This is a genomic window from Pseudomonas sp. RG1 (assembly GCF_025910115.1).
GTDB lineage: Bacteria > Pseudomonadota > Gammaproteobacteria > Pseudomonadales > Pseudomonadaceae > Aquipseudomonas > Aquipseudomonas atacamensis.
On record NZ_JAPCIK010000029.1, the window covers coordinates 37,630 to 51,870 of the forward strand.

Here is a 14,241-nt window from a genome sequence, read left to right on the forward strand (position 1 = left end):
TATAGTAATACTAATTACCCAACAACACTTCCAAAGCGCGGATTTTGAGCTTAGATTAAGCGTCAGCTCGCAAACAATAGTCTTACAATAAGAGAATCGATCATGTCTGATAAGAAACCCACCCTGCGCTCCGCCCAATGGTTTGGCACGGCCGACAAGAACGGCTTCATGTACCGCAGCTGGATGAAGAATCAGGGCATCGCCGACCATCAGTTCCACGGCAAGCCGATCATCGGCATCTGCAACACCTGGTCGGAACTGACCCCGTGCAACGCGCACTTCCGCCAGATCGCGGAGCACGTCAAACGCGGGGTGATCGAGGCCGGTGGTTTTCCGGTGGAATTCCCGGTGTTCTCCAATGGCGAATCGAACCTGCGCCCGACCGCCATGCTCACCCGCAACCTGGCGAGCATGGACGTTGAAGAAGCGATTCGCGGCAACCCGATCGACGGCGTGGTGCTGCTCACCGGTTGCGACAAAACCACTCCAGCACTGTTGATGGGCGCGGCCAGTTGCGACGTGCCGGCCATCGTCGTCACCGGCGGGCCGATGCTGAACGGCAAGCACAAAGGCAAGGACATCGGTTCCGGCACCGTGGTCTGGCAGCTCAGCGAACAAGTCAAGGCCGGCACCATCACCATCGACGACTTCCTCGCAGCCGAGGGCGGCATGTCGCGTTCGGCGGGCACCTGCAACACCATGGGCACCGCGTCGACCATGGCGTGCATGGCTGAAGCGCTGGGCACTTCGCTGCCGCACAACGCCGCGATTCCGGCTGTGGACGCACGCCGTTATGTGCTGGCGCACATGTCCGGCATGCGTGCGGTGGAGATGGTGCGTGAAGACCTGAAGCTGTCGAAGATCCTCACCAAGGAAGCCTTCGAAAACGCTATTCGTGTCAACGCTGCCATCGGCGGTTCGACCAATGCCGTGATCCACTTGAAAGCCATTGCCGGACGCATCGGCGTCGAGCTGGATCTGGACGACTGGACCCGCATCGGTCGCGGCATGCCGACCATCGTCGACCTGCAACCGTCCGGGCGTTTCCTGATGGAAGAGTTCTACTACGCCGGCGGTTTGCCAGCGGTACTGCGTCGCCTCGGTGAAGCCAATCTGATCCCCAACCCGAATGCACTGACGGTCAACGGCAAGTCCATCGGCGAAAACACCAAGGACGCGCCGATCTACGGCGAAGACCAAGTGATCCGCACCCTCGACAATCCGATTCGCGCCGACGGTGGCATCTGCGTGTTGCGTGGCAATCTGGCGCCGTTGGGCGCGGTGCTCAAGCCGTCCGCCGCCACTGCTGAACTGATGCAGCATCGCGGTCGTGCGGTGGTGTTCGAGAACTTCGACATGTACAAGGCGCGGATCAACGATCCGGAGCTGGACGTCGATAAGGATTCGATTCTGGTGATGAAAAACTGCGGGCCGAAGGGTTATCCGGGCATGGCTGAAGTCGGCAACATGGGCCTGCCGGCCAAGCTGTTGGCAGAAGGCGTGACCGACATGGTGCGTATTTCCGATGCACGCATGAGCGGCACGGCATACGGCACGGTGGTTTTGCACGTTGCCCCGGAAGCCGCAGCCGGCGGGCCTTTGGCGGCAGTAAAAGAAGGCGACTGGATCGAGCTCGATTGTGCCAGCGGCCGTCTGCATCTGGACATTCCGGATGCTGAACTGGCCGCACGCATGGCCGATCTGCAAGCACCGCAACAGTTGTTGGTGGGCGGTTATCGTCAGCTGTACATCGACCACGTGCTGCAGGCGGATCAGGGTTGCGACTTTGACTTCCTCGTCGGTTGCCGAGGCGCCGAGGTTCCGCGCCACTCCCATTAACACCCCACTGATCGTTCCCACGCTCCGCGTGGGAATGCAGCCCGGGGCGCTCCGCGTCCCTTTCAGAGCTGGAACGCGGAGCGTCCGTTGAGGCATTCCCACGCAGAGCGTGGGAACGATCATTGCCTACCTCAAGATTGCGCCGTGCCTGCTATGATGCGCGGCATCTCCATCGCTCAGGATCGCGCCACTCCCCATGGATTACCGCAAACCTTCCGACCGTAAAAGCATGCACTCGCGCATCGTCCAGGAACTGGGCATGCAGATCGTCTCCGGACGCTTTTTGCCCGACGACAAACTGCCCGCCGAAGCCCTGCTGTGCGAGGAGTACGCGGTCAGTCGGCCGGTGTTGCGCGAAGCCACGCGGGTGCTGGTGGCCAAGGGTCTGGTGTATTCCAAACCGCGCGTCGGCACCGTGGTCAAGGCCCGCCGTGAGTGGCACATGCTCGACCCGGACGTGCTGCACTGGCTGATGCAGAGCAGCCCGCAGAATGAATTCTTCAACGTGCTGACCAGCGTGCGCAGCATCATCGAACCCGCCGCTGCCGCCCTCGCTGCTCAGCATGCGACTGATGCCGACATCGCCGCGATCAACGAAGCCTACCAACGCATGGAAGCCGCGCCGACCCCGGAAGCGCTGTTGCAGCCGGACCTGGACTTCCACAGCCGCATCGCCGATGCGACGCACAACGACCTGCTGGCGAACCTGTGCAACATGTTGGCGGTAGCGATTGCCGAGGCGCTGAAGCATTCCAATCAACGGCCGAATCTGCATGAACTGGCGTTGCCCAGGCACAAGGCGATCTTGACCGCCATCGAGAACCGCGATGCCCTGGGTGCCCGGCATGCGACGCTGGTGCAGCTGGATGATGCGCGCAGTGCGTTGAGTGTTGTGCTTGGCGCAGAGCTTTCTTAGGGCTTGAGATCGCTTGCCCTCACCCTAGCCCTCTCCCAGAGGTAGAGGGGACCGATTGGCGGATATTTGAGATTTACGCCGACTTGAACGATTTGCGCTGAATCCAACATCGCTTGGTATTGCAGGTCCAGTGATTTGCTTTGAATCCATAATCGACTCGATCTTTCAGGTCGGTGTATGGCGAGAGACACCGCGGTCAGTCCCCTCTCCCTCCGGGAGAGGGCTAGGGTGAGGGGCGCTTGATCTTGAAGCACAAAAAAAGCCGCAACCCCCAAAGGTTGCGGCTTTGTCGTTTCAGCCTGTCAGATCAGTGGGCAAACAGCGAATTGCCCTTCTGCCCCGCCAGCTTCTCAGGCTTGATCAGGAACTTGGCCAGCGCTGGCAGCAGCCACAGCGCACCGAACATGTTCCACAGCAGCATGAAGGTCAGCATCAGACCCATGTCGGCCTGGAACTTGATCGCCGAGAAGATCCAGGTGCACACGCCGATCGCCAGGCACAGGCCGGTGAACAGCACCGCTTTACCGGTCGACTTCAGCGTCTGGTAATAGGCTTCCTGCAACGGCAGCCCGGCACGCAGGAAACTCTCGAGGCGGCTGTAGATGTAGATGCCGTAGTCCACGCCGATCCCCACGCCCAACGCCACCACCGGCAGCGTCGCGACTTTCACGCCGATGCCCATGAACGCCATCAGCGCGTTGCCGAGCACCGAGGTGAGCACCAGCGGCAAGACGATGCACAGGGTCGCTGCCCATGAGCGGAAGGTGATCATGCACATCACTGCCACGCAGATGTACACCAGAATCAGGATGGTCAGCTCAGCCTGTTTGATGACTTCGTTGGTGGCCGCTTCGATCCCGGCGTTACCGGCAGCGAGGATGAATTCCAGGCCATCCTTGTTGTTTTCCTTGGCAAACTCCTGCACCGCGTTGACCGCACGATCGAGGGTCTCAGCTTTGTGATCGTTGAGGAACACCAGCACTGGCGCCAGCGAGCAGCTGTTGTTGTACAGGCCATCGGCGCGGGCGATCGAGTTATTCAGTACGTCCGGGTTGCGCGACAGGGTTTCCCATTTCAGGTTGCCCTCGTTCATGCCCTTGATCATCTGCTTGGACACGGTCACCAGCGAGATCGCCGACTGTACGCCCTCGGTGTTCTGCATCTTCCACATCAGCTGATCGATCGGCGCCATGGCTTCGTAGCGCGAGCAGCCTTCGGCCTTGGTCTTGACCATCACCACCAGCACGTCGGAGCTGGTCGAGTAGTTGCTGATGATGAAGTTGTTGTCCTTGTTGTAGCGCGAGTCCGGACGCAGTTCCGGCGCGCCCTGGTCGAGGTCGCCGATCTTCAGGTTCTGGCTGTACCAGAGGCCGCCACCGAAGGCGATCAGCGCCAGCGCTACCGAAATCGGCGCAACTTTCGGGCTGGCGAAGTTCGACAGCAGGCGCCAGAACGGGTGCTCGCGGTTGGCGTCCTTCTTGCTCTTGGCAATCGCGCGCTTGCTGATGCCGACATAGGAAATCGCCACCGGCAGCAGGATCAGGTTGGTGAACACGATCACCGCAACGCCAATGGACGCGCCGATTGCCAGTTCACGGATCACGCCGATGTCGATGATCAGCAGGGTAATGAAGCCCACCGCATCGGCCAGAATCGCGATCATCCCCGGCAGGAACAACTGGCGGAAGGTGCGCCGTGCAGCGGTCAGGGCGTTATCGGCCTCGCTGGATTGCAGGGCGATACCGTTGATTTTCTGCACGCCGTGGGAGATGCCGATGGCGAAAATCAGGAACGGCACCAGCATCGAATACGGGTCGAGCCCGAAGCCGAAGAAGTGCATCAACCCCAGCTGCCAGACCACCGCCACCAGCGTTGTGCTCAACACCGCGATGGTGCTGCGCAGGCAGTTGGTGAACCACAGCAGCAGAATCAGGGTGATGACGAAGGCGACACCGAAGAACAGCACCACCATCACCAGACCGTCGATCAGGTCACCGACCTTCTTGGCGAAACCGACGATGTGGATCTTGATGTTGGGGTTCTGCGCTTCGAACTTGTTGCGGATCTTGTCTTCGAGCTCATGGGAGAACTGGCGATAGTCCAGCGCCAGCAACTTGCCCTGATCCTGCGGGTCCGGATAGGCCTCCAGCAGCGGGATGTCGACGATGCTCGACTTGAAGTCGTTGGCCACCAGACGCCCGACCTGGCCGGACTTGAGCACGTTGTTACGCAGCAGATCGAGGCTGTCCTGCGAACCGTTGTAGCTCTGCGGAATCACTTCACCGCCGGCGAAACCCTCTTCGGTCACTTCGGTCCAGCGAACGCTCGGGCTCCACAGCGATTTGAGGCCGGAACGGTCGACGCCGGAAATGTAGAACACTTCGTCGTTGATCTGGCGCAGGGTCTCCATGTACTCCTTGGAGAAGATGTCGCCGTCGGTGGCTTCCACCGAAATACGCACGGTGTTGCCGAGGTTCGCCAGATCGTTGCGGTGTTCCATCATCTTTTCGATGAAGGGATGCTGCAGCGGGATCATTTTTTCAAAACTGGTCGACGGCCGGATCAGCGTGGCCTGCCAGAACAGGAAAATGCTCACCACCAGGCAGATCAGGATCACGGCCGGGCGATTGTTGAAGATCAGGCGCTCGAGAACCGTCGCCTTTTCCTGCTGAGGAGTGATCAAGGAAGTCATAGCCCCGCCTTCTTGTTATTGGTCTCGGCACCGTTTGGCTGGGTGATGTGCAAGCCACCCTGCCCGGTCAGAATCAGGTTGCCGTTGCCGGCGGCGGTGACCGACGACAGCGAAATGCGATCCGGGCGGTTGAACACGCTGAAGGTTTCGCCGTTGTCGCTGCTGCTGATCACCGAGCCGCCGTTGCCGACGATGACGATCGAGCCGTCTTCCAGCAGCGTGCCGCCGGACAGGCCGAACTCCAGCGCACCGCGTGCGGCTTTGAGTTCGACCTGCTGCCAGTTGCTGCCGAAATCAGTGGAGCGATAAAGGTTGCCGCGCAAGCCGTACGCCAGCAGGGTCTGCGGTTGCGCCGTGCCGATCACGCCGAACAGCGAACCTTCGTACGGGCCTTCAAGCTTTTCCCAGGTCTGGCCGTCATCGGCGGAGCGGAACATGCTGCCGGACTCGCCGACGATGAACAGCCCGGCGTCTTTCACGGCGGCGATGGCGTTGAGGTGGAACTGGTCTTCGTTGTCGAGGCGGTCGCTGACGTCTTCCCAGTTCTTGCCGCCGTCGGAGGTTTCCAGCAGCGTGCCGTAGGCGCCCACGGCAAAGCCGCTGCTGGCGTCCTTGAACCAGACGTCGAGCAGCGGCGATTCGCGTGCGAGGTCTTCGAATTGTTTGGTCCAGGTCAGACCGCCGTCTACGCTGGCGAGAATCTGCGCGTCGTGGCCCACGGCCCAACCGTTTTTGTCGTCGACGAAATACACGGCGGTGAGCAGTTGCCGCGTTGGCACCTTGGCCTGGGTCCAGGTTTTGCCCTGATCATCGGAATAGACGATGTGCCCGCGATCGCCGACCGCGACCAGACGCGCGCCAGCGTGGACGACATCAAGAATCAGGCTTTTTGCGGCCTTGGCCGATTCGGTGGCATAAACCACGTCAGCCGGGGCCTCGGCGGCAATCACAGGTGCCGACAACGTGGCAAAGCCCAGCAGCGAGAGTGCTGTGGCCAGCAACGCGGTGTTGCGTAACGCCGGCGGGCGGCAACGACTCATAGACCTTCCCCTATTTATTATTGTTGGGCCATCGGGCCTTCAAGGGCGCCGCAAGGGTGCTCAGCTACTGGCGTTTCAGAAGCATAGTCCTGAAACCCGCAATCCAGAGCCCCTTCGGAAGCTGGCTCATCCTATCGGGCTTTGCAAATGTCTGACAATCGGCGCCGCGTTATCTTTTGTTAACCGAAAGCGGCCCTCTGTAACCCATCATTTTCCCTGTGGGAGCGAGCCTGCTCGCGAATGCGGTGTATCAGTCACCCTGTTTATTGGCTGACCCACCGCTTTCGCGAGCAGGCTCGCTCCCACAGGGTTTGTGGTGATGGGTGGTTTCGCGCCAAAGGCTGAATGCGCAGCCATTCGTAGGATGGATGACGCAATTGTCGCTGCGGGGACTTGCAGGATCGGTATTATGGTATACCATCAGACGCACAGACATTCTCAATCCTCCAACGGAGCAGCTCATGAGTTTCGAAATTCGCAAGATCGTCAGCTATGTCGAAGAAACCTTCATTGAAGGCGACAAGGCTACTGACAAGCCGGTGACCATGGTCGGCCTCGCCGTGGTGATGAAGAACCCGTGGGTGGGCAACGGTTTTGTCGAAGACCTCAAGCCGCAGATCCGCGCCAACTGCTCCGACCTCGGCGCAATGATGGTCGAGCGTCTGGTCGGGATCATCGGCGGTGCCGAGAAGATCGAGGCCTACGGCAAAGCGGCGGTCGTCGGCGCTGATGGCGAGATCGAGCACGCGTCGGCGGTGATCCACACCCTGCGCTTCGGTAATCACTATCGCGAAGCAGTGAAAGCCAAGAGCTACCTGAGCTTCACCAACAAGCGCGGCGGTCCGGGCACGTCGATTCAGATCCCGATGATGCACAAGGACGACGAAGGCCTGCGTTCGCACTACATCACCCTGGAAATGCAGATCGAAGACGCGCCGCGTGCCGACGAAATCGTTGTCGTGCTCGGTTGCGCCGACGGTGGCCGCCTGCACCCGCGCATCGGCAACCGCTACATCGATCTGGAAGAACTGGCTGCCGAAAAAGCCCAGTAATCACAATAAAAAGGCATTGCAGGAGCGCTCCATGATTCGGCTCACCGCTGAACTCACCCCGGCTGGCACCAGTTACCTGGCGACCGGCCAAGGCCAGCCCGTGGTATTGATCCACGGCGTGGGCCTGAACAAAGAAATGTGGGGCGGGCAGATTGTCGGCCTCGCCAGCCAGTACCAGGTGATCGCCTACGACATGCTCGGCCACGGCGCCAGCCCGCGCCCGGCCAGCGGCACCGACCTGCTCGGTTACGCCGATCAGTTGCTCGAGCTGCTCGATCACCTCAATCTGCCCCAGGCAGCGGTGATCGGTTTCTCCATGGGCGGCCTGGTCGCGCGGGCCTTCGCCCTGCATTACCCGGAGCGCCTGCAAAGCCTGGTGGTGCTGAACAGCGTGTTCAACCGCAGCGAAGAACAGCGTGCCGGTGTCATTGCCCGCACTGCGCAGGCTGCCGAACATGGCCCGGACGCCAATGCCGAAGCGGCGTTGTCGCGCTGGTTCAGCCGTGAATATCAGGCGGCCAACCCGGCGCAGATCGCCGCGTTGCGCCAGACTCTGGCCAACAACGATCCGCAGGGCTACCTGACCACCTACGAATTGTTTGCCACCCAGGACATGTACCGCGCCGACGACCTGAGCAGCATTCAGGCACCGACGCTGATCGCCACCGGCGAACTCGACCCCGGTTCGACCCCGGAAATGGCCGAGCAACTGGCCCGACGCATCCCCGGCGCGAAGGTTGCCGTGCTGCCCGAGCAACGGCATATGATGCCGGTAGAGTCGCCGCGTCTGGTCAATCAGATGCTGCTGGAATTTCTCCAATTCGCACACGCCCGACAAAACCATATAAAGGGGATCGTTGCATGACACTCGCACGCTTCCAGATGTGCATCGGCGGAGACTGGGTCGACGCCCTCTCCGGCAAGACCTTCGAAAGCCTCAACCCGGCCTCCGCGCAAGCCTGGGCGGAACTGCCCGACGCCGATGAAGCGGACGTCGAACGCGCCGTGCAAGCAGCGCAAACTGCTTTTGACAGCCCGGCTTGGCGCGGTCTGACCGCCACTGCGCGCGGCAAACTGCTGCGCCGCCTCGGTGATCTGATCGCTGAAAACAAGGAACACCTGGCGCAGCTGGAAAGCCGCGACAACGGCAAGCTGATCCGCGAAACCCGTGGCCAGGTCAGCTATCTGCCGGAGTTCTTCCACTACACCGCAGGCCTCGCTGACAAACTGGAAGGCGGCACCCTGCCGCTGGATAAACCGGATCTGTTTGCCTACACCGTGCACGAAGCCATGGGTGTGGTCGCCGCGATCATTCCATGGAACAGCCCGCTGTACCTGACCGCGATCAAACTGGCCCCGGCCCTCGCCGCCGGCAACACGATTGTGATCAAGCCGTCCGAGCACGCCTCGGCGACCATTCTCGAGCTGGCACGCCTGGCCCTCGAAGCCGGGATTCCGCCGGGCGTGGTCAACGTCGTCACCGGTTACGGCCCGAGCACCGGCGCCGCCCTCACCCGCCATCCGCTGATCCGCAAGATCGCCTTCACCGGCGGCGCGGCCACGGCACGGCATGTGGTGCGCAGCAGCGCCGAGAACTTCGCCAAGCTGTCGCTGGAGCTGGGCGGCAAGTCGCCGAACATCATTTTTGCCGACGCCGATCTCGACAGCGCGATCAACGGCGCGATTGCCGGGATCTACGCGGCGTCCGGGCAGAGTTGCGTGTCCGGTTCGCGCTTGCTGGTGCAGGACGAAATCTACGACGAGTTCGTCAATCGTCTGGTCGAGCGCGCCCAGCGCATCCGCATCGGCAACCCACAGGAAGACCACAGTGAAATGGGTCCGATGGCCACCGCGCAGCAACTGGCGGTGGTCGAAGGTCTGGTCGCCGATGCGATCGCCGAAGGCGCGCGTTTGCGCACCGGTGGCAAGCGTCCGGCGGATCTCGGTGACGGCTGGTTCTACGAGCCGACGCTGTTCGAGTGCGACCGCAATTCGATGAAGATCATGCAGGAAGAAGTCTTCGGCCCGGTGGCTTCGGTGATTCGTTTCAAAGACGAAGCCGAAGCGCTGGCGATCGCCAACGACTCGCAGTTCGGCCTCGCTGCCGGCATCTGGACCCGCGACCTCGGTCGCGCCCATCGTCTGGCGCGTGATGTGCGCTCGGGGATCATCTGGGTCAACACTTACCGCGCAGTCTCGGCGATGGCGCCGATCGGCGGCTTCAAGAACAGTGGCTATGGACGCGAAAGCGGCATCGATTCGGTGCTGGCCTACACCGAACTGAAAACGGTGTGGATCAACCTCTCCCAGGCGCCAATGCCTGATCCGTTTGTGATGCGCTAGGAGTCCTGCGAAATGATCGAACCCGGCATTTACAAAGACGTCATGAGCTCGTTTCCGTCCGGCGTCACGGTGGTCACCACCCTCGACCCGGACGGCGGCATCGTCGGTATCACCGCCAGCGCGTTCAGCGCGCTGTCGATCGACCCGGCGTTGGTGCTGTTCTGCCCCAACTACGCCTCCGACACCTACCCGGTGCTGCGCGACAGCAAGAAATTCGCCATCCATTTGCTCTCCGCCGAGCAGACCGCCGAAGCCTACGCGTTCGCCGGCAAGGGCAAGGAAAAGGCCAAGGGCATCGAGTGGCACTTGAGCGATCTGGGTAACCCGATTCTGGCCAAGGCCACAGCGATCATCGAGTGCGAGTTGTGGCGTGAATACGACGGCGGCGATCACGCGATCATTGTCGGCGCAGTGAAGAACCTGATCCTGCCCGAGCAACCGGTGACGCCGATGATTTATCACAAGGGCAAGTTGGGTGCGTTGCCTGCCTTGACCTGACGGATCCACACAACTCCCACTGTGGGACGACCCATTGTGGTGAGGGGATTTATCCCCGACCGGCTGCGAAGCAGTCGTAAAACCATTGCGCGCGGAATATCTGGCAAATCGCCGTTGCAGGTATTGGGGGTGCTTCGCACCCCGTCGGGGATAAATCCCCTCACCACAGGGTTCATTCCAACAAGGGGATCTGTGTTGTGAGGAGGAATGATGAGTAACGATAAGTACGAAAAAGGTCTGAAAATCCGCACCCAGGTATTGGGCGAAGCCTATGTTCAGCGCTCGATAGACAACGCCGACGATTTCACCCGTCCGCTGCAGGAAATGGTCACCGAATACTGCTGGGGCCATGTATGGGGGCGTGAGGGTCTGTCGCTCAAGGAGCGCAGCATGATCAACCTGGCAATGATCTCGGCGCTCAACCGCCCGCATGAACTCAAGCTGCATGTGCGTGGCGCCTTGCGTAACGGCCTGAGTCGTGAGCAAATACGCGAAATTCTGCTTCAGGTCGGCATTTATTGCGGCGTTCCGGCGGCCGTGGACAGTTTCCGGCTGGCCCGTGAAGCCTTTGCCGAAGCCGACGCCGAGGCCTCCAGTTAACCCTCGGCTGTTTTGATGCCCGTCTGGCATGGACAGCCAAGCTCAAGAGCGGACCCCATGAAACGCCAGCCACTCGACGACAGCTTCAAGGTCAATCGCAACCCCGTTACCCTGCGCGAAATCGTGCTGGACAAACTGCGTAGCGCGATCATGAATTTCCAGCTCATGCCAGGTGATCGCCTGGTCGAACGCGACCTGTGCGATCGCCTCGGTGTCAGCCGCACTTCGGTGCGCGAAGCCTTGCGTCACCTCGAATCCGAAGGTCTCGTCGAATTCGCCGATGCCAAAGGCCCGCGCGTAGCCATCATCACCCTCGACGACGCCGTCGATATCTACGAACTGCGTTGCGTGCTCGAAGGCTTGATCGTGCAGTTGTTCACCCTGCGTGCCAAAGCCAAGGACATCAAGGCCCTGGAAAAAGCCCTCGACGACAACCGCAAGGCGCTCAAGGACGGCGAGCTGCAACAGGTCATCGACTCGGTGCAGGGCTTCTACGACGTGCTGCTCGAAGGCTCGGGCAACCATGTCGCCGCCACCCAATTGCGCCAGTTGCAGGCGCGCATCAGCTATCTGCGCGCGACCTCGGTGTCCCAGGAAAACCGACGCGGCGCGAGTAATCACGAGATGGAAAAAATGGTCGAGGCGATCAAGAGCGGCGATCCGCTGGCGGCGCATCAGGCGTGTGTCGATCACGTCCGCGCGGCGGCTGCCGTGGCCCTCGATTACCTCAAGCGCAAACAGGAAGAAACCGGCGTCGCCGTCAAAGGCACCCCGGCGATCACCCTGCCGATCGCGCTGAAAGAACCCCGCATAGGTCAATGACATGTTCAGCCCGAGCTTTTGCCCGAAATGCGGTGGCCCTGACCTCGGTCAGCAGACGCCGCCGGGCGATACGCACGAGCGCCTGATGTGCCGCGGTTGCGGCTATATCCACTACGTCAATCCGAAGATCATTGCCGGCTGCATCATCGAGCAGGACGGCAAATACCTCTTGTGCCAACGGGCGATCCCCCCGCGCCCGGGCACTTGGACCCTGCCGGCCGGTTTCATGGAAAGCGGTGAGACCACCGAACAGGCGGCGCTGCGCGAAGTCTGGGAAGAAAGCGGCGTGCGCGCGGAAATCGTCTCGCCGTATTCGATCTTCAGCGTGCCGAAGATCAGCGAGGTGTACATCATCTTCCGCGCGATCGCCCTGGAGATCACCGGGCAGTACGGGCCGGAGACCATGGATTACAAGTTCTTCGCCCCGGAAGAGATTCCGTGGGAGCAGATCTATTACCCGGCGATCCGGCAGATCCTCGAGCGCTATATCGAAGAGCGCCAAGCGGGAGTTTACGGGATTTACATGGGCAATGATGACAGCGGCAAAATTCATTTCATGCGCTAAAAATCACCTGTCCCCTGAACGTTCCCACGCTCCGCGTGGGAATGCCTCTACGGACGCTCCGCGTTCGGCTCTGGAAGGGACGCAGAGCGTCCCGGGCTGCATTCCCACGCGGAGCGTGGGAACGATCATCAGTGTGGCTTAAATTGGGGCGATGCCTTCGACGATGATGATCTCCGCCCTCGCCCATTCTTCGCGATAACTTTTCGCCTCCTGATACGCCGCCGAGCTGTAGCACGCCACGGCTGTTTCGTAGCTCTCGAACTCAATGATCACTGTGCGCTGCGGCGTCTGCCGTCCTTCCATCGCTTCGCTGCGCCCGCCTCTGGCGAGAAACTTGCCGCCGAATGCGGCAATCGCCTGCGGGGTGCGCTGGGTGTATTGGCTGTAGTGCTCGGCATCGGCTATATCCACATGTGCAATCCAGTACGCCTTCATAGTGACCTCTTTGTTGATTTTGTATTATGGTATACCAATATATTTCCAACGAACCCTGAGAGTCCAGCATGGCCTTCAACAGCATCGAAGAAATCATCGAAGATTATCGCCTCGGCAAAATGGTCCTGCTGGTCGATGACGAAGACCGCGAGAACGAAGGCGACCTGCTGCTGGCCGCTGATCGTTGCACACCGGAGGCTATCAGCTTCATGGCCCGCGAGGCACGCGGGCTGATCTGCCTGACCCTGACCGACGAACATTGTCAGCGCTTGGGCCTGGAGCAAATGGTACCCGCCAATGGCAGTGTATTCAGCACTGCATTTACCGTGTCGATCGAAGCGGCGGTTGGCGTGACTACCGGCATTTCTGCCGCGGACCGGGCCTGCACCGTTGCCGCCGCCGTCGCGCCGAATGCCCGCGCCGAAGACCTGGTGCAGCCCGGCCACATCTTCCCGCTGCGCGCCAAGGAAGGTGGCGTGCTGACTCGCGCCGGGCACACCGAGGCCGGTTGCGATCTGGCGCGTCTGGCCGGTTTCACCCCGGCCTCGGTGATCGTCGAAGTGATGAACGACGACGGCACCATGGCCCGCCGCCCGGATCTGGAGCAGTTCGCGCGCAAGCATGGGATCAAGATCGGCACGATTGCCGACCTGATCCACTACCGCCTGAGCACCGAGCACACTATCGAACGCATCGGCGAACGTGAGCTGCCGACGGTGCATGGCACGTTCCGTTTGATCACCTTCGAGGATCGCATCGAAGGCGGCGTGCACATGGCGATGGTCATGGGCGATCTGCGCCGCGAGGAGCCGACCCTGGTGCGCGTGCACGTGATCGATCCGCTGCGCGATCTGGTCGGCGCCGAGTACAGCGGGCCGACGAACTGGACGCTGTGGGCGGCGCTGCAACGGGTCGCGGCGGAAGGTCATGGGGTTGTGGTGGTGCTGGCCAATCATGAATCGTCGCAGGCGTTGCTCGAGCGCGTGCCGCAGTTGACCCAGCCGCCACGGCAGTTCAGCCGCTCGCAATCGCGGATTTATTCCGAGGTCGGGACGGGGGCGCAGATTCTGCAGAATCTGGGAGTGGGCAAGTTGCGTCACCTCGGCCCGCCGCTTAAGTACGCGGGGTTGACCGGGTATGACCTTGAGGTGGTTGAGAGCATTCCGTTCACCGAATAACCCTGTTATCGATACTCCCCTGTGGCGAGGGGATTTATCCCCGTCGGGCTGCGAAGCGGCCCCGATTCCTGCCAACGCGATCCGCCAGAAATATCGCATGTCCCGCTTTCAGGGCTGCTCCGCAGCCAACGGGGATAAATCCCCTCGCCACAGTTTCATTCGCTACACATTTGGATGAAGACCGGAAAGACAGATCCGCCAGATAACCGGTAAGGCAAAGTGCTTGCACAAAGTTTGGAATACCATAATATGATATTCCAT

At 61.0% G+C, this 14,241-nt stretch carries 13 protein-coding genes; 10 read left to right on the top strand and 3 right to left on the bottom strand.

Features of this window, described 5'->3' with window-relative positions; translation table 11 throughout:
• Nucleotides 1-102 precede the first annotated feature (102 nt).
• Both OK411_RS16690 and OK411_RS16695 read left to right on the top strand, forming a co-directional pair.
• Nucleotides 103-1,839, top strand: a complete 1,737-nt coding sequence (locus OK411_RS16690) for an IlvD/Edd family dehydratase (protein WP_024013184.1) — start codon at nucleotides 103-105, stop codon at nucleotides 1,837-1,839.
• Between the two features lie 196 nt (nucleotides 1,840-2,035).
• Nucleotides 2,036-2,755, top strand: coding sequence for a FadR/GntR family transcriptional regulator (locus OK411_RS16695; protein ID WP_024013185.1), 720 nt, complete (start codon nucleotides 2,036-2,038; stop codon nucleotides 2,753-2,755).
• Nucleotides 2,756-3,062: 307 nt separating this feature from the next.
• On the opposite strand, the gene OK411_RS16700 is transcribed toward OK411_RS16695, so the two are convergent.
• On the bottom strand, nucleotides 3,063-5,447 hold the full coding sequence (locus tag OK411_RS16700) for an efflux RND transporter permease subunit (RefSeq protein WP_024013186.1): 2,385 nt from the start codon (nucleotides 5,445-5,447) through the stop codon (nucleotides 3,063-3,065).
• Nucleotides 5,444-6,487, bottom strand: a complete 1,044-nt coding sequence (locus tag OK411_RS16705; protein WP_264365394.1) for a WD40/YVTN/BNR-like repeat-containing protein — start codon at nucleotides 6,485-6,487, stop codon at nucleotides 5,444-5,446. Before OK411_RS16705 ends, OK411_RS16700 begins: the two co-directional genes overlap by 4 nt.
• Nucleotides 6,488-6,948: 461 nt before the next feature.
• Here OK411_RS16705 and OK411_RS16710 point away from each other — a divergent pair, with 461 nt between their 5' ends.
• The 7 genes from OK411_RS16710 to OK411_RS16740 all read left to right on the top strand — a co-directional run bounded on the left by OK411_RS16710 (nucleotide 6,949) and on the right by OK411_RS16740 (nucleotide 12,367).
• Nucleotides 6,949-7,539, top strand: coding sequence for an amino acid synthesis family protein (locus tag OK411_RS16710; RefSeq protein ID WP_136492518.1), 591 nt, complete (start codon nucleotides 6,949-6,951; stop codon nucleotides 7,537-7,539).
• 31 nt (nucleotides 7,540-7,570) lie between these two features.
• Complete coding sequence (locus OK411_RS16715; RefSeq protein ID WP_071172700.1) at nucleotides 7,571-8,404, top strand: alpha/beta fold hydrolase; 834 nt, start codon at nucleotides 7,571-7,573, stop codon at nucleotides 8,402-8,404.
• Nucleotides 8,401-9,882, top strand: coding sequence for an aldehyde dehydrogenase (locus OK411_RS16720; protein ID WP_264365395.1), 1,482 nt, complete (start codon nucleotides 8,401-8,403; stop codon nucleotides 9,880-9,882). The genes OK411_RS16715 and OK411_RS16720 overlap by 4 nt, the downstream gene beginning before the upstream one ends.
• 12 nt (nucleotides 9,883-9,894) lie before the next feature.
• Nucleotides 9,895-10,380, top strand: a complete 486-nt coding sequence (locus OK411_RS16725; RefSeq protein WP_016775013.1) for a flavin reductase family protein — start codon at nucleotides 9,895-9,897, stop codon at nucleotides 10,378-10,380.
• Between the two features lie 210 nt (nucleotides 10,381-10,590).
• On the top strand, nucleotides 10,591-10,980 hold the full coding sequence (locus OK411_RS16730; protein ID WP_264365396.1) for a carboxymuconolactone decarboxylase family protein: 390 nt from the start codon (nucleotides 10,591-10,593) through the stop codon (nucleotides 10,978-10,980).
• Between the two features lie 57 nt (nucleotides 10,981-11,037).
• Nucleotides 11,038-11,802, top strand: coding sequence for a GntR family transcriptional regulator (locus tag OK411_RS16735; RefSeq protein ID WP_016775014.1), 765 nt, complete (start codon nucleotides 11,038-11,040; stop codon nucleotides 11,800-11,802).
• A gap of 1 nt (nucleotide 11,803) precedes the next feature.
• Nucleotides 11,804-12,367: an NUDIX hydrolase gene (locus tag OK411_RS16740; RefSeq protein WP_024013191.1), complete on the top strand. Its 564-nt coding sequence runs from the start codon at nucleotides 11,804-11,806 to the stop codon at nucleotides 12,365-12,367.
• A 138-nt stretch (nucleotides 12,368-12,505) separates the two neighbouring features.
• On the opposite strand, the gene OK411_RS16745 is transcribed toward OK411_RS16740, so the two are convergent.
• Nucleotides 12,506-12,802, bottom strand: a complete 297-nt coding sequence (locus tag OK411_RS16745; RefSeq protein WP_264365397.1) for a DUF1330 domain-containing protein — start codon at nucleotides 12,800-12,802, stop codon at nucleotides 12,506-12,508.
• Nucleotides 12,803-12,870: 68 nt separating this feature from the next.
• On the opposite strand from OK411_RS16745, the gene ribBA reads away from it, so the two are divergent.
• Nucleotides 12,871-13,980: a bifunctional 3,4-dihydroxy-2-butanone-4-phosphate synthase/GTP cyclohydrolase II gene (gene ribBA / locus OK411_RS16750; protein WP_016775017.1), complete on the top strand. Its 1,110-nt coding sequence runs from the start codon at nucleotides 12,871-12,873 to the stop codon at nucleotides 13,978-13,980.
• Nucleotides 13,981-14,241 lie beyond the last annotated feature (261 nt).